The sequence below is a fragment of the Halomonas sp. BDJS001 genome (genome assembly GCF_026104355.1).
Taxonomy (GTDB): Bacteria; Pseudomonadota; Gammaproteobacteria; order Pseudomonadales; family Halomonadaceae; genus Vreelandella.
Map to the genome: position 1 here is coordinate 3,963,768 of NZ_CP110535.1, position 25,327 is coordinate 3,989,094.

Annotated in this window: 22 protein-coding genes; 9 read left to right on the top strand and 13 right to left on the bottom strand. The window is 55.3% G+C overall.

Features of this window, described 5'->3' with window-relative positions; genetic code table 11:
• Positions 1-154 precede the first annotated feature (154 nt).
• A complete protein-coding gene (locus OM794_RS18430) occupies positions 155-1,288 on the bottom strand; it encodes an iron-containing alcohol dehydrogenase (protein WP_226246986.1) in 1,134 nt (377 codons plus the stop codon).
• A gap of 549 nt (positions 1,289-1,837) precedes the next feature.
• Between OM794_RS18430 and OM794_RS18435 the strand changes: the two genes are divergently transcribed.
• The 5 genes from OM794_RS18435 to OM794_RS18455 all read left to right on the top strand — a co-directional run bounded on the left by OM794_RS18435 (position 1,838) and on the right by OM794_RS18455 (position 7,411).
• A complete protein-coding gene (locus tag OM794_RS18435) occupies positions 1,838-3,367 on the top strand; it encodes a UxaA family hydrolase (RefSeq protein ID WP_226246985.1) in 1,530 nt (509 codons plus the stop codon).
• Between the two features lie 28 nt (positions 3,368-3,395).
• Entirely contained in the window at positions 3,396-4,361 is a 966-nt protein-coding gene (locus OM794_RS18440) for a GntR family transcriptional regulator (protein ID WP_226246984.1), read from the top strand.
• A gap of 113 nt (positions 4,362-4,474) precedes the next feature.
• Entirely contained in the window at positions 4,475-5,353 is an 879-nt protein-coding gene (locus OM794_RS18445) for an NAD(P)-dependent oxidoreductase (protein WP_226246983.1), read from the top strand.
• Between the two features lie 36 nt (positions 5,354-5,389).
• Entirely contained in the window at positions 5,390-6,445 is a 1,056-nt protein-coding gene (locus OM794_RS18450; protein WP_226246982.1) for an Ldh family oxidoreductase, read from the top strand.
• A gap of 69 nt (positions 6,446-6,514) precedes the next feature.
• A complete protein-coding gene (locus tag OM794_RS18455; protein ID WP_226246981.1) occupies positions 6,515-7,411 on the top strand; it encodes an NAD(P)-dependent oxidoreductase in 897 nt (298 codons plus the stop codon).
• Between the two features lie 48 nt (positions 7,412-7,459).
• Here the strand turns inward: OM794_RS18455 and OM794_RS18460 are convergent, their stop codons facing one another.
• Genes OM794_RS18460 through OM794_RS18475 form a run of 4 tightly spaced genes read right to left on the bottom strand, consistent with a single transcriptional unit; the run spans position 7,460 to position 11,999 of the window.
• On the bottom strand, positions 7,460-8,398 hold the full coding sequence (locus OM794_RS18460) for a Gfo/Idh/MocA family protein (protein ID WP_226246980.1): 939 nt from the start codon (positions 8,396-8,398) through the stop codon (positions 7,460-7,462).
• Between the two features lie 35 nt (positions 8,399-8,433).
• A complete protein-coding gene (locus OM794_RS18465) occupies positions 8,434-9,204 on the bottom strand; it encodes a FadR/GntR family transcriptional regulator (protein WP_088701807.1) in 771 nt (256 codons plus the stop codon).
• Positions 9,205-9,235: 31 nt separating this feature from the next.
• The gene (locus OM794_RS18470; protein WP_226246979.1) at positions 9,236-10,180 is read right to left on the bottom strand and encodes a DMT family transporter; all 945 of its coding nucleotides are present in this window, start codon (positions 10,178-10,180) and stop codon (positions 9,236-9,238) included.
• 16 nt (positions 10,181-10,196) lie between these two features.
• A complete protein-coding gene (locus OM794_RS18475; protein ID WP_226246978.1) occupies positions 10,197-11,999 on the bottom strand; it encodes an IlvD/Edd family dehydratase in 1,803 nt (600 codons plus the stop codon).
• A 284-nt stretch (positions 12,000-12,283) separates the two neighbouring features.
• Between OM794_RS18475 and OM794_RS18480 the strand changes: the two genes are divergently transcribed.
• From OM794_RS18480 to OM794_RS18495, 4 genes are all read left to right on the top strand, one after another.
• A complete protein-coding gene (locus OM794_RS18480) occupies positions 12,284-13,360 on the top strand; it encodes a TRAP transporter substrate-binding protein (RefSeq protein WP_226246977.1) in 1,077 nt (358 codons plus the stop codon).
• A 290-nt stretch (positions 13,361-13,650) separates the two neighbouring features.
• The gene (locus OM794_RS18485; protein WP_226246976.1) at positions 13,651-14,400 is read left to right on the top strand and encodes an SDR family oxidoreductase; all 750 of its coding nucleotides are present in this window, start codon (positions 13,651-13,653) and stop codon (positions 14,398-14,400) included.
• 24 nt (positions 14,401-14,424) lie between these two features.
• Entirely contained in the window at positions 14,425-15,276 is an 852-nt protein-coding gene (locus OM794_RS18490) for a fumarylacetoacetate hydrolase family protein (protein WP_226246975.1), read from the top strand.
• Between the two features lie 46 nt (positions 15,277-15,322).
• Complete coding sequence (locus OM794_RS18495; protein ID WP_226246974.1) at positions 15,323-16,960, top strand: UxaA family hydrolase; 1,638 nt, start codon at positions 15,323-15,325, stop codon at positions 16,958-16,960.
• A 17-nt stretch (positions 16,961-16,977) separates the two neighbouring features.
• Here the strand turns inward: OM794_RS18495 and nanR are convergent, their stop codons facing one another.
• The 8 genes from nanR to OM794_RS18535 form a co-directional block, all read right to left on the bottom strand.
• Positions 16,978-17,697 carry a transcriptional regulator NanR gene (gene nanR / locus OM794_RS18500; RefSeq protein ID WP_035580639.1) on the bottom strand — a complete coding sequence of 240 codons (720 nt, stop codon included), beginning with the start codon at positions 17,695-17,697 and terminating at the stop codon, positions 16,978-16,980.
• 76 nt (positions 17,698-17,773) lie between these two features.
• Entirely contained in the window at positions 17,774-18,850 is a 1,077-nt protein-coding gene (locus tag OM794_RS18505) for an Ldh family oxidoreductase (protein WP_226246973.1), read from the bottom strand.
• A gap of 46 nt (positions 18,851-18,896) precedes the next feature.
• A complete protein-coding gene (locus OM794_RS18510) occupies positions 18,897-20,276 on the bottom strand; it encodes a TRAP transporter large permease (RefSeq protein WP_226246972.1) in 1,380 nt (459 codons plus the stop codon).
• A gap of 41 nt (positions 20,277-20,317) precedes the next feature.
• Positions 20,318-20,860 (bottom strand): TRAP transporter small permease, encoded by a 543-nt coding sequence (locus OM794_RS18515; protein ID WP_226246971.1) that lies wholly within the window; start codon positions 20,858-20,860, stop codon positions 20,318-20,320.
• A gap of 56 nt (positions 20,861-20,916) precedes the next feature.
• On the bottom strand, positions 20,917-21,918 hold the full coding sequence (locus OM794_RS18520) for a sialic acid TRAP transporter substrate-binding protein SiaP (RefSeq protein WP_226246970.1): 1,002 nt from the start codon (positions 21,916-21,918) through the stop codon (positions 20,917-20,919).
• A gap of 198 nt (positions 21,919-22,116) precedes the next feature.
• Entirely contained in the window at positions 22,117-23,307 is a 1,191-nt protein-coding gene (locus OM794_RS18525; protein ID WP_226246969.1) for a four-carbon acid sugar kinase family protein, read from the bottom strand.
• Positions 23,304-24,317 carry a 4-hydroxythreonine-4-phosphate dehydrogenase PdxA gene (gene pdxA, locus OM794_RS18530; protein WP_226246968.1) on the bottom strand — a complete coding sequence of 338 codons (1,014 nt, stop codon included), beginning with the start codon at positions 24,315-24,317 and terminating at the stop codon, positions 23,304-23,306. Before pdxA ends, OM794_RS18525 begins: the two co-directional genes overlap by 4 nt.
• Complete coding sequence (locus OM794_RS18535; protein ID WP_226246967.1) at positions 24,314-25,078, bottom strand: SDR family NAD(P)-dependent oxidoreductase; 765 nt, start codon at positions 25,076-25,078, stop codon at positions 24,314-24,316. Before OM794_RS18535 ends, pdxA begins: the two co-directional genes overlap by 4 nt.
• Positions 25,079-25,327 lie beyond the last annotated feature (249 nt).

Consider the following 25,327-nt stretch of genomic DNA (forward strand, 5'->3'; position numbering starts at 1 on the left):
TAAGGGAATGGTTTGTAATTATCATATTCATTTTCCTTTAGTAATGTATTGCTTACAATTGATTATCATTTTTGGAACTGTATGCTTTATTTCTTTACGTTTTTCTTGTCAAAAGCCTCCTTCACGCACTATTAAATGTATAGAATTCTCTTAATCAGAAAACTTCTTTGAGCATGTTATAAAAGTCTTCCTTAGAGGGCGCGCGCGGATTGGTTGCCGTGGAATGATCTTCCAAGGCCCACTGAGATAGTTGATCCAAGTGCTCTTCCATGACGCCCATTTCACTCAAGCTAGCAGGCATCCCCAATTTCACATTGAGCTTTTCAAATGCTTCAGCTAAGTCGTCGTTAGGATTGAGACCCATCGCGTCTTTGAGGCAAGCATATTTCTCCTCACAGCCGGGGTGGTTAAACCTTAGAACAGTCGGCATCAACACAGCATTGAGCGTACCGTGATGAAGTTTTAGTTCGTGCAGACCGCCTAGCGCATGGGATAAGGAGTGCACTGCTCCCAGCCCCTTCTGAAAAGCCATGGCGCCTTCAAGGGCCGCCATCATCATTTCATTTCTCGCCGTTAAGTTTTCGCCATTTTCAACTGCCTCTACTAGATATTTGCTAGCGCGCGTCAGTCCATCCAAAGCAATCGCTTCAGCTGGAGGATTCACTTTGGGGCTTAAAAAGGTTTCAACGCAGTGAGCAATCGCATCCATACCCGTGGCGGCAGTCAAAAAAGGGGGTAAACCTAGCGTCAAACGAGGATCACAAATAGCGACCGAAGGAATCAGATAAGGAGAAAGAAAGCCAAGTTTGCGATTGTCTTTCATGGTAATCAATGAGGCTCTTCCCACCTCACTACCGGTTCCCGCCGTTGTCGGTATTGCTATTAATGGCAGCACATCGGCTTTAATTTTTGTTACGCCGCCTTCAATCGCAGCGTATTGGCGTAACGGCCCAGGATGATTAAAAAGCAAGGCGACCGCTTTAGCTAAATCAATGCTGGAACCACCACCAACGGCAATAATGCCGTCACATTTACTTTCACGTAGGTAAGTAAGCGCTTGCTCTACCGCGACTTCCGTAGGGTTGGAAGGCGTATCGTCGAAAACACATGCGCCATCATCAAGCTGAGCAGACTCAATCACGTGTGTGATCAGAGGGGTAGCACTGAGCCCCTTATCAGTCACAAACAATGGTCGTTTTATCTTCAGCAATTGCAGCTCATTGGCTAATTCCGCAATAGCGCTTTCACCGAACTGAATTTTTGTTAAATAATTGATTATGTGGGGCATTGTCATTTCTCATTATTGTTTGGCTCGTGAACCCAGCTACCTCTTCACCCAAGGTGTCATACAGTATGACTGCGTGACAACAGTCTAGTAATGTATTTTACAGCTGCCAAGGCCTTTACAAAAAAACGTCTAGCAAAACTGGGAACGGTGGTTCAAATATGGGGTTGCTCACGCTGCCCATCTACCAAGCGGATTACCTTCAGGGGTTGATACCCTTCAGCGCCTCCGGCAGCAAGGCCATGGGGAGATCTTGGTAACACACAGGCCGTAAGAAGCGATGGATGGCCGCGCCGTATCCAAATCACATTATCCATCTGCGGCGTAATCGTGAGCTGGCCTTCCAACTGAGCCGCAATCGGCAATTAGCGTTGTGGGCCGCGCGTATGAAAGCAATCTAGACTAGATGACCATTGCGCTCAATGATCATTATATAGAACAATAGTCTAATCGACGTACGCGGCCGGCTTGCTAGAGTGCACCCACAATGATCGCTTTAAGCTTGCGCTTGGCCCTTGCAGCAAAAGCCCAATAATCAGCTTGAGGTATACGATGAATCTCATTAATTCCCCGTCAGTTATTATTCATCTCAATCCGCGGGATAACGTAGGTGTTGCCTCAAAAGCAGTTCCAAAAGGTATTCCCATTGATAAAAAGGGCACGCTAGCTCAAGAAAATATTGAAGCGGGACATAAAGTTGCGCTGACTCACATCCAAAATGGTGAAGCTGTTTTTAAATATGGCCAACTGATTGGGCTTGCTGCGCGGGATATTGATCCTGGTGAGCATGTGCACACCCACAACCTCACCATGATTGAACTCAGTTCTTCATTGGAAGATTTTCAGCCTCATCAAAAAAACATCACCGTTAGCCATTCTCGAACGTTTCAGGGCTACCACCGGGCTGATGGTAGCGTGGGAACGCGCAACTATATTGGTATTCTCTCTACCGTGAATTGTTCTGCCACGGTGGCTAAAGCCGCTGCGGACGTGCTCAATCAGTCTGGCGAATTAAGCCGCATGGGGTTCGATGGAGTAGTAGCCATTACCCATGGTTCTGGTTGCGCCATGAATACTGACTCAGAAGGTTTTGCGTTTCTCGAGCGCGTTATCGCGGGGTATGCCCAACACCCAAACTTTGCCTTTGTACTTATCATTGGCCTTGGCTGCGAGACCAACCAGGTTAAAACATTAGTCATAAGAAAGGGGTTGGAAGATGCCTCGCGGCTGGCTTACTTTAATATTCAAGACGCAGGAGGGACACGCACTAGCATCAAAACGGCCTGTGATCACATCATGCAAATGGCCACCCAACACGGCCAACAGCAGCGTGCACCCGCCTCTCTTGAACATTTAGTGGTTGCATTACAATGTGGTGGATCAGACGGCTACTCAGGTATTACCGCGAACCCAGCGTTGGGCCATGCCGCCGATCTTATCGTGCAACATGGAGGCAGCGTTATACTCGCCGAAACCCCCGAAATCTATGGCGCTGAAAACCTTCTGATAGACCGCTCCATTAGTGAAAACGTCGCACAGAAACTCCTTGATCGGATTACCTGGTGGAAACATTACACTGAGATAAATGGCGCTGAGTTAAACAACAACCCTTCCCCTGGCAATAAAGCGGGTGGTCTATCAACTATTCTTGAGAAATCATTAGGCGCGGTAGCTAAAGGCGGAACGTCGAGCCTTAACGACGTGCTACTGTATGCTGAGAAGTTGACCACGCGCGGTTTTAACTTTATGGATAGCCCTGGCTATGACCCGATTTCGGTTACGGGTCAAATCGCCTCCGGTTCTAATGTAGTCTGCTTTACCACTGGTCGAGGTTCAGTCTCAGGCTTCAAACCCGCTCCCTGCCTTAAGCTCGCAACGAACACCGCCATGTATGAGAAAATGCATGAAGACATGGATATAAATTGTGGTGTTATTGTTGACGGCACTGACAGTGTAGAAAGTGTTGGTGAGCAGATTTTTGAGCGCATTATTGCCATCGCTTCAGGCGATATGAGCGCCAGCGAATCACTGGGCTACGGTAATAATGAATTCGTTCCCTGGCTGGTAGGTGCCGTTACCTAAACACCCATTAAAGAGCAATTAACTGACTATGACACAAACGCTGCGCGACCAGCTCTACACGGCTCTTAAACAGAGTATTGTTGGGAAACGCCTTGAACCCGGTTTAGTGCTGCTTGAGGGAAATATAGCGGAGCTGTTTGGTATTAGCCGCTCGCCCGTTCGGCAAACATTAAGCCGGTTGCACGAAGAGCAGTATATCTGCCGTTTTGAAGGGCGCGGCTATTTAGTAGGCGCATCGCCAGGTGAGGTAGTGCGACGTGCACTTAGTGAGCATGATTTCAAACAACTTGGCCATGCCCCAAAAGTAGACCGTATCGTTTCTTGGCGGGCGCATATCGACAGCGTTGAACATGACATCGTTTTATGCTCGATTAAGGGTACGTTTGAACTCAATGAGCTGCAGCTTTCCAAAACGCTCAATGTCAGCCGCACGGTCACTCACCAAATCTTGCTCTATTTACAATCTATCGGTTTAGTCGAGAAGATTAAATATAATAGCTGGAACGTGGTACCTCTTAATGATCAGCGGTTACATAATCTTTATGAAGCACGTCGCCAATTAGAGCCATACATGATTGCGCGAGCCACAAAAAACATATCAGAAAGTGCCGTTAAAGACTATATCACCAAACTCAAGAACGCTGCTGATAACTATCCTGAAATAAAGGGGGAGCTACTGGATGAGCTGGAGAATGATCTCCATCATGCCGCCGTTAGTTTAGGTGATAACCAGGAGGTCATGAATATGCTCCGGCGCACGCATCCTATCTTATTAGTCAGTAAACACCTGCTTGGACGAGTATTAAAGCTTCCCGATCAAGATCCTTTTTTCGATGAACATTTATGGATATTTGAAAAAATGCGCCTACAGCAACCTGCACAAGCAGGCAACGCCTTGGCAATCCATTTAGAGCGTTCAGAATCCAAGGTGCTCGACCGGCTGATTAACTTCCGAGAATCAGGTGATATCAATATACCGCTTTACCTGCGCTAACAACCAAATAACGGAAATGGATGCCCCATATCTTCAACTGAAGCAATGTATCGACCTGCTAAATAAGGATTACGAGAAGCCTTGACGGGCTCACCTAGATAGAGGAACTAATAATGACAACGTCACGTACTATCGGATTTATTGGCACGGGCATTATGGGTGCGCCGATGGCAGCACGCTTGGCCCAGGCAGGACACCAAGTGCTTGTCTGGAATCGAACAAAAAGCAAAGCCAACCGTTTAGAGTCGGTGGGTGCCACCATCGTAGAAAAGCCCGAAGAAGCCGTTGCCGAAAGCGATGCCGTTATCGTTATGCTTAGCTCTGGGCCTGTGTGTGATGAAATGCTGCTGGGCCCTGACGGCCTACTCAATGCCATGCAGCATGACGCCACACTTATTGTCATGAGTTCGATACCTGTCGAAACCGCTCGCCGTCAAGCAGAAGAAGCCGCAAAGAGCCAGATTAATTACCTTGATGCGCCGGTTTCTGGCGGTGAGCAGGGAGCGATCGACGGCACGCTGGCCATTATGGTGGGCGGCGATGCCGTGAGTTTTAAAGCGGTAGAACCCATTCTCTTATCCCTCGGCAGGCCCGTCCATGTTGGCCCTGCAGGTAGCGGGGAACTTGCGAAACTCGCCAATCAAATGATTGTGGCCAACACCATCGCTACCGTGGCAGAAGCCATACTATTGGCAGAACAGGGCGGGGCGAACCCGGAGCGAATGCTCAGTGCGCTTGAAGGAGGGTTTGCTGACTCGACCATTTTGCGTATACACGGGCAGCGCATGATTCAGGAAAACTTTACACCGGGTGGGCCAGCGAAATGGCAATTGAAAGATACCCAGACCGCGATGGCTTTTGCCGATACGCTGCATCTTAAACTACCGGTTTCGTCATTGGTCAACACACTTTTTGAAGAGCTCGTCGATCAAGGGGATGGCGAGTTAGATCATAGCGCCTTAATCAAGCAACTCAGACGGCGCAATAATTAAGAGCCTGACAACAACAAATTTAGGAGAATAAATACAATGAGCCACCATTATGACGTTCAGGAAATTACTCAATTCAGTACCGCTTTACTTGTGGCAGCCGGGCTCGATGAAGAAAAGGCTCAAGCAGTTGCCGAGATACTCGTCGAAGGCGATTTGATGGGGCACACGACTCACGGGCTTCAGCTACTATCCCCTTACCTTGGCGAGATTCAGTCTGGCCGGATGCCTGTGTCAGGTGAGTATGAGGTAATCTCCAAACGCGCTGCCGTGCAGACATGGGATGGCCGTTATCTTCCCGGCCCCTGGTTGATCATTAAAGCGATGGAAACCGCCGAATTGATGGCCCGCGCCTGCGGCACAGGGACGGTCGTGATTCGACGCTCAAATCATATCGCCTGCTTGGCGGCCTATCTGAAACGCGCCACTGATCAAGACCTTGTGGTGGTGATCGAGTCATCCGATCCGGCAACTAAGTCGGTTGCCCCGTATGGCGGTTTGCAAGCGACTCATACCCCCAACCCTATCGCTGTGGGCTACCCGACGGCTTCAGGCCCGGTTCTGTTAGATGTCAGCACATCCATTACCACTAATGGCATGGTCGGCCGACTTCACAAACAAAACAGCCCATTGCCCTACCCGTGGCTTAAGGATCACCAAGGCAATGCGACCGATCAACCTAGCGTGCTGTTCGATGAGCCTCAAGGGAGCATCATGCCAATTGGTGGTCTTGACCATGGTCACAAGGGATATGCACTGGGGCTAATGGTGGAAGCCTTTACGTCTGGGCTTGCTGGATTTGGCCGTGTGCAGGCGCCTTCACAATGGGGCGCCTCGGTCATGGTGCAGATCATGGATCCAGAAGCCTTTGGTGGGCTCGATGCCTTCAAACGCGAAACCGGCGCTTTGGTGGATGCTTGCCGTAACAATCCTGTTGCAGAAGGTAGCTCTCCCGTACGGATTCCTGGCGAGCGTGGGCTTGCCCTCCATAAGCGTTATGCACAGGCGGGGGTGCCTCTGCCAGACGGTGTTCCCGAAGCCCTAGCCGATTGGTCGGAACGTCTGGGGGTTGCTTTCCCTCGGGCGCTGCAATAACCGTCGCTCATGCAATAGGTTTAGTGGGCGATATTTCAGGTAGGGTGAACCAACTCATCAGAGGCGACTATGAAACAAGAACGCATCGGATTCATTGGGCTCGGCTTAATGGGCAAGGAAATGGCCAGACATATCGTACGTAACGGTTATCCGCTAACGGTGATGGCCCATAGGAATCGATCCCCCCTTGAAGCGCTATGCAAGGAAGGCGCGACAGAAGTTAGTACTCCCGCAGAGATGGCAAGAAGTAGCGATATTGTTTTTATCTGCGTCAAGACATCCGAACAGGTTAGCGAAATCGTCAGCGGCGCTGACGGTTTAATGGCCGGAAGCCATGAAGGGCTTATTATTGTTGACTGCTCTACGGCTCATCCCGAATCAACTGAGCGCCTTGCGAAAACCGTAGAACACCAAGGGGCGATACTCGTTGACGCGCCTTTAGCACGAACACCTCGTGAAGCCAGAGATGGACGACTAAATGTCATGGTGGGTGGCGATGCCCCCACAGTGGCGCGTATTACGCCGGTCATGGAAAGTTTCGCGGAAAACATCTTTCATGTGGGTAAGGTTGGTTCAGCGCATAAACTGAAACTGATTAATAATTTTCTCTCGTTAGGGGCTGCCGCTCTGGTCAGTGAAGCGGCCACTATGGCGGCTGGTATGGATGTTTCACAAGACAAACTCCTGGAAATTTGCTCACAGGGGGGAGCCAACAGTGCGATGCTGGCTCCCGTTATGGAGTGGGTACTGCAGAAGGAGTGCACAAAGTTGCAGTTCAGCCTGGGTAATGCTGAAAAAGATATGCGCTACCTGACCGAAACGTTAAACGCCTATCAGCTAGCTCCCCATATGCTGCCACCGCTTTGCGAGTTTCTTACGTTGGCTCGAGATGACGTGGGCGAAGATAGCTTCGTTCCCCAAGCGTACGACAGCTGTATAAAGCGCAATAAGATCGTATCCGATTGAGGCCACTAAGATAGCCTCTTGGCTACCTCATCTGTCCATATAAAGCCTTCACTCGATAAACGCTTCGGTAGCCTCACGATGACCGTATAGGAACGCATCGGCGACCTGGCGCAGCGGGGCAACATCCACCTCGCTGCGTTTTGTTGCGATCAGTTCGCCAAAGCGCGCGTAGAGGCCTTGATACTCGCGCTCTTCGTCTTCAACGATCAGTTCATTGTCGATGACCAACCGGCAGCCACCCTGGGTAAGGCTTAAACGACCTTTATCGGTGTCGATATGCATATCCCACGTGGGAGGGCCGCTCTGGCGAAAGTCAAACGCGGCCTCAATGGATACGCCTTCTGGGTCGGTAAAGGTAAGTTCCGCGGCAATCGGGGTTTGCGCGTTGCTCGGCACCAGCAGCTGCGCCTGTTGCAGGAAAAACGGTTGGTGCAGGATTTCAGTCGCAATCGACAGCGCATTGATACCGGGATCAAAAACCCCCATGCCACCGGGCTGCCAGATCCACGCCTGGCCGGGATGCCATACCCGCACATCCTCTTTCCACTCGATCTCCACCCGCTGCACCTGACGCTCACTCAACCACTGCTTAGCCTGCGCCACACCGGGGGCAAACCGCGAATGCCAGGCAGCAAACAGGCTAACGCCCTGCTTGGTCGCGGTGGCAATCAAGTCCTCCACTTCGCTAAGCGTCGCCCCCGGCGGCTTTTCAAGCAGTACGTGCTTACCGCGCATTAGCGCCGCCCGCGCCTGGGAGTAGCGCAGATGTGTAGGCGTGCAAATAGAGACGGCGGTGATTTCCGGGTGGGCGTCTAGCATCGCATCAAGATTCTGATAGGCCGACACATCGGGTAGTTCCGCGTAAGGATCCGCCGTGGCGACAAGTTGGCAGTTCGGGGTGGCGGCTATCGCCGGAAGGTGTTGGTCGCGGACGATTTTACCTACGCCTACCAAACCGAGCTTAAAGCCAGAGCTGAAATCAGACATACGCTTGCCTTTGTATTTGCCATTGAAAATAGGAGTTAGGGAGCGGTATGGGGCAGCTCAACGCTACGCCCTAATGAACTAACGCTGTGCTCAAGCCCTAGCGCCGCGGCGGTACCTGCGAGCACCGCTTGGGACGCTAAAAACGCCTCCCGGGGGCGGCGCAGCCGGATGCTCTCCATCAGTTGACGGTGACGCTCCAGGCTCTCTTCAGGATCTGGGGCGTTCTCGTTGGACATGGAAATCAGCATGTAGATGGAGGGTCGCAGGATATGGGATAGCTGCGCCCAGACAATATTGTGGGTCGCCTTGAAGATCGCCTCGTGGAAAGCGACGTCACACTCGCTGTGCAGCCGCCGCTCCTCTTCGCAGGTGGCGTTGCGCAGGTTCTGCCCCAACCCTTCAAAAGCTTCTTCGATAGCAACCAGATCTCGCGCCTTGGCCCGTTTGGCGGCGGTCATCGCCACATAGGGTTCCACGTCCAGGCGGAAGGCGAGGATTTCACGCTGAATATCCGGGTTGGGAGCCGCATAGCGGGTCAGCCAGTCGGTTACCTGAGCATCGAGAATATGCCACTCTGAGTACTCGCGCACCTTGGAGCCATGCCCGGAGATACGTTCGATAATACCGGCATCGACCAGTTGACGCAGGTCGCTACGCACCGCCGAGCGGTTAATGGCGAAACGTTCGCATAGATCCATTTCCCGGGGCACAAGGTCACCGGGGTGATAACGGCCACCGAAGATCTCCTCGGCGAGATGTTCAGCGATACTGGGGCGAGCGGCTGGCTTACTGGGAGATGACGTCACTGCGATAAGGCCCTATTTCAATTCCTGTCAATCATACCGTACTTGACCGGTCGACTGTTACCGACGGGGTAGCTTCGAGCCTGGCGCGCAGCCTCATTTCAAGCCTCCGTTCATAGAGCCCCTTAGCACTCAGCGTGCCCAGCACCAGTGCGCCGCCGACCATAGCCATTGGCGCGGGCTGCTCAGCCAGTATCCACCAGGCCAACAGCGTACCCAGCACCACTTCGAGCAGTATCAGCAAACCTACTTCCGCGGAGGGCAGATAGAGCGGCCCACGCTGCAGTAGCGTCACCCCGCAGGGCACAATAATCAGGCAGAGCAGGATCACGACGGCAAGCTGGCTGGCTGCAGGCAGGCTCGGTTCGCTCCCTGCCAACCAAAACAGCCCCGCAGTGCTACCCACGATAAGGCCGTTGAATACCAGCATGGGGCTCATATCCACTCCCGGTCGCGTACGGCAGAGGGTAAAGTTAATTGCCAGGGTGGTTGCCGCCATCAAGGCAAAAGCATTGCCCAACCAAGAGCCGGCGCCCGCGTCATCAAGGGCGATCAGCGCAACACCTGCCATACATAGCAATATCGCTAACCAGGTACGCCTTGGCAGTTGCTCCTTGAGGATAATCCAGGAGAGCACCGCAGCGATCAGTGGCGAACTAGCCAGTATCATCAGTACGTTGCCTGCTTTGGTGTACTGGTTGCCCAGCACGAAGCCACAGGTGGTCAGGCTGAACAGCAGCGCCACGGCGATGCCTGTCCAGCCGCAGCGGCGGTAGGCTGCCAGCGTGCCACGGCCGTAGCGCATTAGGGCGATCAGTAGAAAACCTAACCCAGAAAGAAAGCCACGCCACATCAGGATCTCTGCATCGGGCAGGTTGGCGACCTTAATCAACAGGGCATCCGGCGCCATAATGATCGCGCCACCCGCGGTGAGCAGCAGGCCCTGCTGGCGATGGGACAAAGTACTTAAACGGCTCATCTTAGTGCTCGCCCCTTCAGTGATTATCCCTGGGCGGATGCTGGCGAGCCACATCGCGGTACTTGGTGGCGGGCTCCAGTGTCATGCCGCGATCCAGCGGCTCGACCATACTGCGCTGGATCTCCTGCCAAGGCGTCTGATGGCCGGGGTAGCGGTAGCCGCCCTGCCGGGCTAAACGTCCGCGGCGCGCTTCCAGTTCACTGGCATCGATCAGCAGCTGTACCTCACCGCGTTTAAGATCGACCCGCAGCCGGTCGCCGCTCTCCAGCAGCGCCAAGCCACCGCCGGTAGCAGCTTCTGGGGAGGCATTAAGAATCGACGGTGAGCCGGAAGTACCCGACTGGCGACCATCGCCCAGGCACGGCAGCGATTCGATACCCTGTTTAATCAACGCCTCCGGCGGCTGCATATTGACCACTTCAGCCCCACCTGGGTGACCCACCGGGCCTGCACCACGCATGACCAGAATGGTGCGCGCATCAATGTTCAGCGCTGGGTCATCAATACGGGCGTGGTAATCTTCCGAGCCATCGAAGACCACCACCTTGCCTTCAAAGGCTTCCGGGTCGTTGGGATCATTCAGGAAGCGCTCGCGGAAGTCCCGGGAGATCACGCTGGTTTTCATCAGCGCCGAGTCGAATAGGTTGCCCTTGAGATTGAGAAAGCCCGCGTGCTCCACCAGTGGATCGCTATAGCGGCAGATCACATCGGAGTCTTGGGTTTCACGGCCCTGCAGATTATCGCCAATGGAGCGGCCATTCACCGTCAGCGCATCGCTGTGCAGTTTACCGGCGGCGTGTAGCTCGTGGAGGATCGCGGGCACCCCCCCGGCGCGGTGGAACTCTTCGCACAGGAAAGCACCGGCGGGCATCACATTGGCAAGCAAAGGGATTTCATGGCCCAGCCGCTGCCAGTCATCGTTATCCAATTCAATGCCCGAGTGGCGAGCAATTGCATTGATATGTACCGGCGCGTTAGAGGAGCCGCCCAGGGCCGAACACGCCACAATGGCATTTTCAAAGGCATCACGGGTCAGGATATCCAGCGGACGCAGGTCTTCCCAAACCATATCGACAATCCGCGTGCCGGTATCGTAAGCCACCATGGCGCGCTCTTTATAGGGGGCGGGAATCACCGCCGACCCCGGCAGGCTCATGCCCAGCACCTCCGCCATGGAGTTCATGGTGGAAGCGGTGCCCATGGTGTTGCAGTGGCCAATCGAGGGGGCCGAGTCGCTAGCGCGAGAGAGGAACTCCGCGTAGTCGATATCTCCCGCCGCCAGGCGCTTGCGTAGCTCCCAGATAATTGTCCCTGAGCCAACCCGCTCAGCGCCCCGCCAGCCGTTGAGCATTGGCCCGCCGGAGAGCACAATCGCCGGAATATTCACGGTTGCCGCCGCCATCAGCGCCGCGGGGGTGGTTTTATCACAACCGGTGGTCAATACGACGCCATCTAACGGGTAGCCGTGCAGCACTTCGACGATGCCTAAGTAGGCAAGATTACGATCCAGCGCAGCGGTGGGTCGGCGCACGTTCTCATGAATAGGATGCATGGGAAATTCAAACGGCACGCCACCTGCGGCACGAATGCCGTCTTTCACCCGCTTAACCAGGTCAATGTGGTGGCGATTGCACGGGGTTAAATCAGAGCCAGACTGGCAAATACCGATAATCGGCTTACCGCTGGTCAGCTCATCCAGGGTAATACCGTAATTAAGGTAGCGCTCGATGCACAGCACCGTGGTGCCGGGGTGATCGGGGTTATCGAACCAGTAGCGTGAACGCAACTGCTCAGGAGTTATTCGCTGAAAATTGGCCATGGTGCCACTCCACGCCTAGAGTAAGGTTGTAAGAGTCAAAGAGAGATTGGTCACGACGGTACGCTTTCTTCGCTCTAACGTCGATACATACAAAAGTATATGTTGAACATATAAGGAAAACGTTAGACATTCACCTTGGCGGTTTGCGGCACGGCATCCTCTAAGAGTGAGTGCTGCTACACACAACAATAGCTTACCCACAACAACAACCGTAACCACGCTGCAGCTCGCTAGGAATATCCCCTTAGCATAGCGACCTGCTGCATCCCAGGAGAGTGACGACTATGCACCATCTTTGGAAACGCACCCTACTATTGGCCGGCGCCACGCTGCTCAGCTCAGGCATCGCTTACGCGCAAACGCCCGACCTTTCCGACCCGCCTGAAATCGAAGGCGAGACGGTGGGCGATCATGGCAGCGTTACACTGCGTATGGGGCTTGGCTTAGCGGAAAGCTCGCCTCAGTACATCTCCAGCCAGTACTTCGCGGATATTCTTGACCAGCGCAGTGAAGGTCGTATCACCGTCAATATCTTCCCCAACAGCCAGCTTGGCGACGACGTGCAGATGATGGAGATGCTGCAGACCGGGACGCTGGATATGACTTATCCGTCGTCTTCTCCCGCTACCGGCTATGTTGAAGAGTTAGCGGTTTTCGACCTCCCCTTCCTGTTACCAACCCGAGAGGCGGCTGTCGAGGCCATGCGTAGCGATGCAGCCCAGGAGATGCTCGACGCCTTCGATGGTACCGGCCTGAAAGCCCTGGCATTCTCTGAAAACGGCTTCCGTCAGCTCTCCAATAGCGCTCGGGAAGTCTCTTCTCCAGAAGATGTGGCAGGCCTGGATGTTCGTGGCCTCTCAATTCGCACCATGGAGAACCCGGTGCACCTGGCGATTTGGGAAGCCCTGGGCGCCAACCCAACCCCCATGGCCTTCGGTGAGCTCTTCTCCGCCATGGAACAGGGCGTTGTCGATGGCCAGGAAAACCCCTGGAGCACCATCCTGACTTCCAATTTCTATGAAGTGCAGGACTACGGCTCCGAAACACGCCACGTCTATACCCCTTTTATCAAGATGATCTCGCAGCGTACCTGGGATCGCCTCGACCCCGAGTATCAGGAGCTGATTCAGGAAGCGGCGCTGCAGGCAGCGGATTACGAAATCCAGCTTTCCAGCGAGTACGACGACTGGGCGCGGGATCAGCTTGAAGAGCGCGGCATGCAAATCACCCGCCTGGATGACGAGCAGATTGCCGCTTTCCAGGAGGCCGTGCAGCCAGTTTACGATGAGTGGGCGCCGCGCATTGGTGAAGACCTAGTGGCTGAGTTTCAGCGCATTGCTGAATCATCAATGACGGAGTAATCACCTTCAGCGTTGGGGCCTTTACCTTCATTCACCGCTTAACAGAAAATACTCAAAAGCACTGACAGGGACAGCCTCGGCTGTCCCTTTTGCGTTTCATTATGCCCCCTCAGATTATTGGCAACTGTCAGTAACTAGGCCATACTTAGCCAAACGTCATGCTAGCATCCTGTCATACCACATGACTGTTCATTATCAAACTAGCAACCAACAAGCGATCATCACCGGATCAACAGCAGTACCGGGTTAACAACCGTACTGAATCAATAACAATAGCACCGGGAACCGCCATGCGACTTAAAGACAAGACGGCACTGATCACTGCCGCAGGCCAAGGCATTGGCCGGGCCACAGCGCTGCACTTCGCCGCTGAGGGCGCGCAGGTCATTGCCACCGACATCAACACCCAAAGCCTCGACCAATTGGCCAACGTCAACGGCATCACCACGCGCCGACTCGACGTACTGGATGAGGCCGCCATCACGGGGCTGGCCGCCGAGCTAGGCGTCATCGACATTCTCTTCAACTGCGCTGGCTACGTGGCTAATGGCTCGCTGCTGGATGGCAGCGACGATGACTGGGAGCTCTCGCTATCACTGAACGTGATGGCGATGGTGCGCATGATTCGCGCCTTTCTGCCTGCCATGCTCGATAGTAGCGGCGGCAGTATTATCAACATGGCCTCGGTGGCCTCTAGCCTTAAAGGGGTGCCCAACCGCTGTGCCTACGGCACCACCAAGGCCGCAGTACTCGGCCTGACCAAGTCGGTGGCCGCCGACTACATCGGCCAGGGCATTCGCTGCAACGCCATCTGCCCCGGCACAGTGGACTCACCCTCGCTGCGCCAGCGCATTGGCGAGCAAGCCAAGCGGCAGGGACGAAAAGAAGAGGATGTCTACGCCGAATTTATCGCTCGCCAACCTCAGGGGCGTCTGGGCAGCCCGGAAGAAATTGCCGCCCTGGCCACCTACCTAGCCGCCGATGAGTCCGCCTATACCACCGGCACCGCCCAGATTATCGACGGTGGCTGGCTGATCTGATCATGTAAACCAAGGAACCGACCAATGAAACTATTACGCTTCGGCCCGCGCGGCCATGAAAAGCCCGGCCTGCTGGATGACCATGGGGTAATCCGCGACCTGTCGGCCCATATCACCGACCTGTCTGGCGAGTCTCTCGATCGCCGCACCCTCGAAGGCCTTGCTGCACTGGATGCCACCAGGCTGCCTGAGATAACCGCCGATACGCGCATTGGCCCCTGCGTTGCGGGTGTGGGCAAGTTTATCTGCATTGGCTTGAATTACTCGGATCATGCGGCCGAAACCGGCGCTCAGGTTCCCCCGGAGCCGGTGATCTTCAATAAATGGACCAGCGCCATCTGCGGCCCGAATGACGAGGTGATCATTCCCCGCGATTCTGAGAAAACCGATTGGGAAGTCGAGCTTGGCGTGGTGATCGGTAAAGCCGGACGCTACATCGACGAAGCCGATGCTATGCAACACGTCGCCGGTTTTTGCGTGGTCAACGATGTTTCCGAACGCGCCTTTCAGCTCGAACGCAGCGGCACCTGGGATAAAGGCAAGGGCTGCGATACCTTCGGCCCCCTGGGCCCGTGGCTAGTCACCCCCGACGAGGTGGCAGACCCTCATCAGCTCGATATGTGGCTTGAGGTGGATGGTAAGCGCTACCAGGATGGCAACACCCGCACCATGGTCTACCAGATTCCTTTTCTGATCAGCTACTTAAGCCGTTTTATGAGCCTCCAGCCGGGCGATGTGATCTCCACCGGCACGCCGCCCGGTGTCGGTATGGGCCAACAGCCGCCGGTTTACCTAAAACCCGGCCAGCGCATGCGCCTGGGTATCCAAGGGCTCGGTGAGCAGCACCAGACCGTCGTAGCTGATCAGCAGCGCTGATTCAAAAGGCGGAGAAACCTCGCTAACCCACCACTGGAGCCTTGCCATGAGCCAGACCATTGCCAGTGACAGCGGCCAGCTGGACACCCTACGTGTGCATGCCGCAGACAATGTTCGCGTTGCTCTGAAGGATTTGCCCGCTGGCACTGATGTCACCGACAGCGGCCAGCGCATCACGCTCACCGAGGCGATCCGCCATAAGCACAAGTTCACACTGACGGCCCTTGAGCCCGGCGACACTGTGATCATGTATGGCGTCACCGTGGGACGCGCCACCCGCCCCATCGCCCAGGGGGCGGCCGTTACCACCGAGAACGTCGAACACAGCACCGCCAGTTCGACTCCTCAGGCCAAGCGCGGTAGATGGCAGGCGCCTGACGTCGCACATTTTCAGGGTGCCACCTTCGATGGCTACCACCGCCCGGATGGGAAGGTCGGTACCGCCAACGTATGGCTGGTCGTTCCGCTGGTATTCTGCGAGAACCGCAATATTGAGGTGTTACGCCAGTGCGTCGCCGATGCGCTGGGTGAAGACCCTTTCCGTGAGTATAAGCAGTTGGCCCGGGAGTTGCTGCATGGCAGTTCGGGAGAACGCACTCCACCGCCCCGCGAACGACTGTTTCCCAATGTCGATGGGGTACGCTTTCTGACCCACACACTCGGCTGCGGCGGCACGGATAGCGACGCCCAGGCACTTTGCCAGTTACTTGCCGGTTATATCTGCCACCCCAACGTGGCCGGCGCTACGGTGCTCAGCCTTGGTTGCCAGAAGGCGCAGATCGATATGATCAAAGCGGCGGTTCAGGCCCGCGATCCCCAAGGCCTGCGCCCGGTACACTACCTTGAGCAGCAAGCCAGTCAGAGTGAAACCGCACTGATACGCGAATCGCTGACCACCATTTTTGATGGCTTAGCCACCGCCAATCAGGTAGAACGCACCCCGGCGCCGCTGTCAAAACTCAGCATCGGCGTGGAGTGCGGCGGCTCGGATGGTTTTTCCGGGCTGTCCGCCAACCCGCTGGTCGGTGCGGTCATCGACCGCTTAGTGGCGCTGGGCGGCAGCGGCATTCTCAGTGAGTTCCCGGAACTGTGTGGCGTAGAGCACGAACTAATCGCCCGCTGCAGTGATGATTCAGTGGCTGAGCGGTTTAGCGAATTGATGGCAGCTTATCAGCGTCATGCGGCCTTGGTCGGCGCCGATTTCTCAATGAACCCATCACCGGGCAATATCCGTGACGGCCTGATCACCGATGCCATGAAATCCGCTGGCGCGGCCAAGAAAGGCGGTGACAGCCCGGTGGTCGACGTGCTCGACTACACGGAACCACAAACACGCGCGGGCCTTAGTCTGCTGTGTACGCCGGGCAATGACGTGGAATCAACCACTGCGTTGGCCGGTTCCGGCGCCAACCTGATCATGTTCACCACGGGGCTTGGCACGCCAACCGGCAACCCGGTAACGCCGGTGCTCAAAATCGCCAGCAACACAGCACTTGCCACCCGTATGAGCGACGTCATCGACTTTGATGCTGGGCCGATCATTCGCGGCGAGGTGGTGATCGGCGAATTAGCCGATCGTCTGCTTGAGCTGTGCATCGAGACAGCCTCTGGACGCTACCGGCCACGTGCAGTGTCGCTTGCTCAGTACGACTTTATTCCCTGGAAGCGAGGCGTGTCTCTCTAGCAGCAAAAAAAGCCGGATCAATCAGGCGCGAGGCGCTTCTTGAGCTGCATGTAGGTGCCATAGTGGCGGTCGAGGTGGCGTCGCATCGCCGCTTCGGCTGCGTCTGGGTCACGGGACTCAATGGCCTCAATGATTTCGGTATGCGCGGCGGTGGCAGCTTTATCCTCGTCCTTTTGTTGCAACACCTGGGCACGTCGGTCGTCCAGCCATTCCGATAGCGCCAAATGCATGGCATCAAAAATGGGGTTGCGGCCAATGCTTGCCAGCACCCCATGGAAATCATTGTCAGAGCGTTTAAAGCGCGCTTCGTCTCCAATCGCATCGCGATTATCGGCCAACGCATCGCGCAATCTGGCCAAATCTTCCTCACTGGCGTTACGCGCGGCATAGCGCGCCAATGAAATTTCAAACATGGCCCGCGCTTCTTGAAAGTATTGCTGGCCATCGGGCTTGGAAAGCAGTTGCCGGGTCACCCCGGAGAGCCTCGCCATCACCGCCTCGGCAGTGGGGCGAATCACCCTGGCACGGGTGCCGCTATTGATGGCAATTAGCCCAAGTTGCTGAAGATGGAACAGCGCTTCGCGCACCGCTGGCCTGCCAACACCAAACTGCTCCATCAACTCCCTCTCTGAAGGCAGTTGATCATTTTCACTTAGCCGCCCTTCGAGGATCTCCGCCTCGAGCTGCTCAGCGACCTGTTCGGACAGCGTTTTCCGCTCGATCCGGTATCTGCTCATAGGCAGTCACCCCTGGTTAACCTGGAATTTTCCGCCATTTTACTGCATTTTTAGGCATTATCCTTCAAACCGGCTTTCAACAGAGTTGAGTAAGCGGCGCTATTGAGTACTGTTTAGCAATTTCGGCATAGGCTAACTGATTGGCGGAATCTAGCGGAATGCCTTCGGCATCGCGTTTGCTCTGGCAGCGCCATTCGCGATCCCCTGGAGCTAGCACCTCTGCCCCCTCAGCGGCAGGCTGGGCACGCAGGTCGGCCAAGTACTCAGCTAACCCGCGCGCGAAAGTACCTTCGTCTACAAACGCATCGGGGTTCATGGCCAGGAAAAAATGCCCTACTCCACGCGGCGTGGCCATATCAGGCCCGCCCATGGGGAGCAGTTGAAAGCCGTGCTGCATACCCGATAGCATTGAGCTTAGGATCTCCACCATGCCAGCCAGCCCGGCGCCTTTAAAACCGAAGGCACTGCCGCCTAACGGCAGCAGTGCGGCGATCTTGCTTGGGTCACGGCTTACTTTTCCGGTGGCATCGGCGGCTACCTGATCCGGCAGTTCACGACCAATGGCGCCGTACTGCTGTACACGGTTCCAGGGTACCGAACTGGTGGCCATATCCAGCAGATAAGGCGCCTCACCCGCCACGGGTGCTGCAAAGGCGATGGGGTTGGTGCCGTGGAAGGGCTTGGCGCCGTCATGCAGCAGCACGAAAGGGTCAGAGTTACAAAACGCCATTCCCAGATAACCGCGTTCAGCCGCCGCTAAGGCATAGCAGCCTGCTGCACCAAAGTGAGAAGAGTTACCTACAGCGACAGCCCCCATGCCCACATCTGCCGCCATTTCCATGGCGTGTTCCATCGCGGTATAACCCGCTAGGTGGCCTAGCCCATCGTCCGCGTCTAAACACCCCGTTGCGGCCAAGCGCTGGTGAAACTGCATGTTAGGCGAGCCATTAACGCGCCCACCTTTAAGCGCCTGCAAATAGTGGGGCAGCAGCCGCAAGCCGTGGCTGTCGGTGCCCATCCGCGAGGCCGTGACCAGGGCGCGGGTTACGGCCTCTGCCGATGCCTGATCGGCTCCCGCAGCCGCAAGTGCTGCTTGCATAAAGCGATGAAGGTCTTCTCGCGCGACGCGAAACTCTGGCAACGGATCAGTCATGGGCCACGTACTCCTGGTCTTAATATTAAACTGTTCTCGACAGTGCTTAACGATAAATCAGTGTGGGTAGCCACATAGAGATCGCCGGAATAAAGGTCACCAATAGCAGGCAGACCACCAAGGGAATAAGGAAGGGCATGGTGCCGCGCATGCAGCGCTCAAAGCTGACATTGGAGACCCGAGAGAGCACGTAGAGCACCATGCCCACCGGCGGGGTCAGCAACCCAATCATCAGGTTGAGCACCATAATCACCCCGAAATGAACCGGGTCTACGCCAACCGCAACCGCCATGGGTAGCAGCACCGGAACCAAAATGGTGATTGCCGCAATGGTTTCCATAAAGCAGCCAACGATAATCAGCACGATGTTTGCCATCATCAGCACCGCCAGCTTGCTGTCGGCAAAGGGGCCCATTAGGGCAATCACGTTCTGAGTGACCTGATTACTGGTGAGTATCCAGGCAAAGATCGACGCCGAAGAGACAATAAACAGGATAACCGCGGTGGTCTCGATGGTTTCCATGCTGACTTTCAAAAGCTTGCGCCAAGTCAGCGTGCGATAAACCACCACACCCAGTAGCAGCGCGTAGAACACCGCGGCCACCGCGGCCTCGGTGGGCGTAAAAGCACCAGTGATAATACCACCAACGATAATGACCGGCGTCATTAGCGATAAGAAAGCCCGCTTGAAGGTATGACCCAACACCCGCATCGAGAACACCGCATCGCGCTGATAGCCACGCCGACGCGAGATAATAAAGATCATCAGCATCAGCATGGCGCCCATGAGCAGCCCAGGAACCAGCCCCGCTGCGAACAGCTGGCCTACCGAGGCGGAAGCCATCACGCCGTAAATCACCATCGGCAGACTAGGCGGAATAATTGGCCCGATAGTTGATGACGCGGCGGTAATGCCTACCGCAAACTCTTCATCGTAACCGGCGTCTTTCATGGCTTTTACTTCGATCATGCCAAGACCACCGGCATCCGCTACCGCCGCCCCGGACATCCCGGAGAATACGATGCTGGCGCCAACGTTGACGTGTCCAAGCCCGCCACGCATCCATCCCATTAACGCCTTGGCAAAATTGAAAATGCGCTCGGTAATCCCGCCGTTATTCATCAAACTACCGGCAAAAATAAAAAAGGGAATCGCCAGCAACGGAAAGCTGTCGATGCCATTAATCATGCGGTGGGCAACCACAATATTGGGCACTTGTCCGGTGATCAGCACAAACATCAAGCAGGCGCCCGCCAGACTAATAGCGATGGGCACGCCGAGCACCAGCATGGTAAACAGCGCGAAAAACAGAAACGCAAGATGGTAGCCCATCAGCGGCAAGATCACGCAACCAAGCACCGCAAGGGCCGCCAGCAGCGGCGACACGAGTGGCTTTTGCCAGCGCATCACAGTTAATCGAGACATAGCAGGCCTCTTAATCAAAATGGCGGGGTGAAAAGCACTCTTTAAACATCATCGTTGCGGTGTTGATACTTGAGATAGAGCCGTTGAACGGTACGCATCGCCATCAATACAAATGCCGCACACACGGTGAAATAGATGATGCTTTTGGGTAGATCGATAGACACCATCAAGCTATTGGTGCGCGATGCCAGTTGATAGGCCACCCATGCCATCGCTATATAGAAGGTAAGGCTTACGAGATTAACGAGGCGTTCCAACAAAAGCGCCTGCCAAGCTGGCATGTAGTGGTAAAAGAACTCCACCATAATATGGCTGCCATTGCGGGCGGCCATGACACTGCCCAAAAAGCCCACGCCTATAAGCAGGTAGCGGGCGATTTCTTCCGTCCAGCCGATTGAGTCACCCAGCACGTAGCGGCTAAAAAATTGGGCAAAGACCACTAAAATCAGCGCCCAGAACAGTATTAGGGTCACCCAATCCTCAATCCGGTAATCACTCAGCCTGAATGGGGTGTCATCAAAGGCGGATTCAAAATCGATCATTGGATCGACGGCATGCGGGACGTCTTCTCGTGTGTCACTCATGGCACAACACTCCAAACACTCCGCTCAAAGGAGCGGAGTGTTATCAAAGGGTTGGATTACTGGCCGATAGCCTGGAGGCGTTCGTAGGTTTCCTCATCCCAGGTGGCAGCATCGCCGTTATGGGCTGGCATAACCGCCTCACGGAAGAGTTCGCGATCCACTTCGTTAACCGTGTTGCCCTGCTCCTCGAACCACGCCACCAGCTCTTCCTCGGATTTAAGAATATCCTGGGTGTTGTTCTCGGCGGCTTCCTGGAAAACCTCGCGGAATATCTCACGATCCTCCTCTGAGAGCTGGTTCCAGCGTGGTCCACCCACAATAGTGATTAGCGAGTCGGTAATATGTCCGGTTAGGTTGATATAGTCCTGCACTTCATGGAAGGCCTTGGCACGAATGGTTGGCAGAGGGTTTTCCTGGGCATCCACCACGCCTTGTTGCAAGGCAAGGTAGACCTCATCAAAAGCAATTGGCGTGGGATTGGCGCCGACAGCTTCCGGCATCATCATGTACATCGGCGCGTTGGGCACGCGTATTTTCAGCCCTTCCATATCCGCAGGCTCGTTGATCGCCTCATTGGAAGTCACATGCCGCTCACCGTAATAGTTGAGCGCCATCGGCACATTGCCAGTTTGATCCTGGTAGCCCTGGGCAATCTCTTGGAACAGGTCGCTGTCAGCAAAGGCCTGCCAGTGATCGAAATCACGGAACATATAGGCGGCCCCGGCAATGCCAATGGGCCCATAGGCGCGGCCAGCAAACTGGGTGCCTGTATAAATAACGTCCACCGTGCCTAACTCAAGCCCTTCATTAATATCCTCCTCTTTGCCTAACGAAGAGGCGGGGTGCACCTGCATGGTATAGCGACCGTCGGTACGCTCTTCGATCTCATCGGCGGCCCACAGCGCCCATTTGTGGAACGGCTCAGAGGTTTCATAAACATGCGCAAAGCGGAGGTTTTCGGCAGCGTGAACGGCACCTGCAAAACCGATGCCAGCAGCGATCAGCGTGGCAGTTAGCAAGTGGGACATACGGGGATGTTGCGGGCTTTTATGGCTCATCGTGTACTCCTCATAACCATTAGATTTGTTGTTGGTTACTGTGATGTGCTGCTGTTTATTGTGATTTGTTGGTTATTATTTAAGCGGTGGCCGCCAACGTAACCGATCATAGTGCTGTATACGTATCATACCACCAGCTTCAAACCTAGTTGGTCGCCTGCAATCGCGCAACTATCCAGCTTGGGATTTTAGTAGTGCTTATGTTGATTCAAGTCTGGAACCGAGCTGATGATGTAAACGCGCCAATAGCTGCGGGTCGCCAAAGCCGCCCGCTTTAGTCATCACTCTGCGAGCAGGATCCCCATCCAAATAGCCCAGGGCTACGCCCGGCGACCACTCAGCCTCAACGACGATATAATGCACACCCTGCTGACTAAGCACCGCCATGGCGATATCACCACCGGTTAAAAACAGCAGACTCTCATCTGCGTTCCGCGTTGAGATAATACTCGCTACCTGAACAGCCATTGCTTGCGCCACCTCACTCGCCGTGAGAGTGCTCTCCTTGCAGCCTGGTACTACCACGCAGGCACGTAAATCATGGGTAGCCAAGGAAGCACCAACGGATCTTCTGCACGCTTTTATAATGGCTAAGTCAGGCCACTGTTGACACAGCTGCTCAAGCTGTTCGGCAGCACGAGGACTTCTAGAGCCTACGGCGTAGAGCACTGCGGTAACATTACTCAGCGCACGAAATTGCGCATCAAGAGGCCCAAAGCTGCGCTGAGCGATGGCCGTGGCCAGCCCCGCCGCCCCTATCATCACGCGGCTTTCGCCAGCAGCTATTAATTCGTTATAGAGAGCTGAGAGCTCTTCGTCGCTCTCGGTATCGACGATGCAGTCAGCACTTGGAAAGGGGGCTTCTCGCCCAGACTGATGGCGCTTCAGCGGCACTCCATGAGCGGCAAAGGCCTGATCAATGGGGCCAACCAGCGGCGCCGATCGCGCATCCTGTTGATAGGCAGTGTCTGCAAGAGGAATCCCATCTACCCACACCTGAGCATCACGCACAGTTCTTCCCTGCGTCGGCACCGCAGGCGCCAACAATAAAGGGAGACCAAGCGCTTCTCTCACTGCCGTGCACTCTGCAACTACCTGCCCCCGCAGGGTTGAGTCGACTTTTTTAAACCACTGTTTTGGGGTGGCGCGCGTTAATAATCGAACCGCCTCTCTCACCCGAAGCGCCGCCTCCTCGGCCTTTAGATGACGGGATTCAGTGTTCACGGCGATTACGTCTGGCCACTGGCCTTGCCACGCTTCCAGCGTCGCCGCTAACGCCTCCAGACTAATCACCACGCGGGCATCACCACCCCGCGCGGCAAACGGTGCCGCGGTATCCAGCGCCCCGGATAGATCGTCGGCAATAATCGCCAATCGGCAGCCACTCATGCCTTGGCGCCTCTGGCTAGTCGCCGGGCATAGGCAATCGCCGAGCCCATATTGGTGGCATCAGCTTTGCCCTGCCAGGCAATATCGAAGGCGGTGCCGTGGTCAACCGAGGTGCGTTGAAGCGGTAAGCCGAGGCTGACGTTCACCGTGGTATCAAAGGCGATCAGCTTGACGGGGATATGCCCCTGGTCGTGATACTGGGCAATCACCAAGTCGAACTCGCCTTTCGACGCGCGGTAAAACACCGTATCAGCCGAGAACGGCCCACTCACATCAAAACCCTGTTCACGCAAACGCTCCACTGCGGGGGCTATGCATCGGCTATCCTCGTCACCGAAAATCCCCCCTTCGCCGCAGTGCGGGTTGAGCCCGGCCACGGCGATACGCGGCGCCTGCATGCCTAACGCATTCAAGTGCGCATGCCCCGCCTCCACGGTAGCAATGATGCGCTCTGGGGTGACTCTATCGATCGCGTCGCGCAGCGATACGTGAGTGGATACATGCAGGGTCGAGAGTGTCTCGGAAGCCAGCAGCATAAACGACGAGGGCGCACCGGTCAGCGAAGCGAGCATGCCGGTGTGGCCATCGTAATAGTGACCGGCTTCGTGCAACGCCGCTTTATTTAGCGGCGCCGTCACAATCACTTGCGCACGCCCCGCCTGCACCAGTTCAACGGCTTTCTGGACGCAGCGAAACGCCATATCACCTGCCCCGGCGCTGATTTTACCATCGGGTATCTCTACCCCTGCGGGGACTTCGACCACCCCAACGGCCACACTGTCCTGACCGCTCTTTATCTGTTCCAGCGGCACAAAGTCTAGCTCAACCCCGACGCTTGCTACCGCACGACGATAAATAGCTGGGTCGCCGATCACCATCGCCGTGGCACGCTCAGCGGCGGACATCGTGCTCAACGCACGGCAAATGATCTCCGGGCCGATGCCAGCGGGGTCGCCCATGGTAATTACAATGTCGTAACGCTGATTCGATTCGGATGTTGAGATAGTCATGGCATTAGCTGCCCGCCGTTAACCTCAATGATTTGGCCGTTAACATAGCCACTAAGTGCATCGGTGCCCAGGAACACATAGGCACCCACGCACTCTTCCGCCGTACCCAAACGGCCCATGGGAATCGACGCCCGAGCAGCGGCTAAATGAGCCTCACTGGAGTGGCGTTCATGAAAATCGGTTGCAATCGTGCCGGGGGCCACGGCATTAACCCGAACATTATCGCCCCCCAGCTCCTTGGCCATATTGCGGGTTATCGTACTTACAAACCCCTTGGCAGAGGCGTATAAACCGGCTCCACCCCCGCCACCGTTGCGTGCGGCAATCGAGGTAGTGTGAATAATATTCCCGCCCCCTGCGCGGCGAAAATGCGGCAGCGCCGCTCTGCTGGCCATGATCACAGAGCGCACATTGAGATCCATGACCTGATCAAAAAGATCATCGCTCATATCGTCTAAACCAACGCGCTTCATCATGTCGCCAGCGTTATTAATCAACAGATCCAAACCGCCTAACCGCTCGGCAGCACCGTCAACAAGCTGTTGGGTTTCACTGGTGTGACTGACATCCGCTTTAAGGGTAAAGGCGTCGCCGCCTGCATCACGAATAGCTTGTGCCACCGCTTCGGCGGGCGCTTCACTGCTGTGATAGTGCACCGCCACGTGGGCCCCTAACGCGCCCAACTGCTTAGCCACGGCGGCGCCGATGCCGCGGCTAGCCCCGGTAATCAATACTCGCTTGCCTTTCCACTCGCCTAACATGAAGTTTCTCCTTAATGCTTGTTGCTTTTATTGTTGAACGCCGTGCTCGGTGAAGTCGCCTTCATCTAGACAGATTTACCTATCGACCCGAAATAGAGCGGTGCGCTAGAGTAAGGCATGAACTGGCATACCTGTCATACAACACGATATCCATAACAGGATAGGCGATGGCGCACCAACCGCCAGTCGCGCACCATTTTTAAAGACTCGCTTATGGCTGTCCCATTATTACTGTCCCATTATTACTAC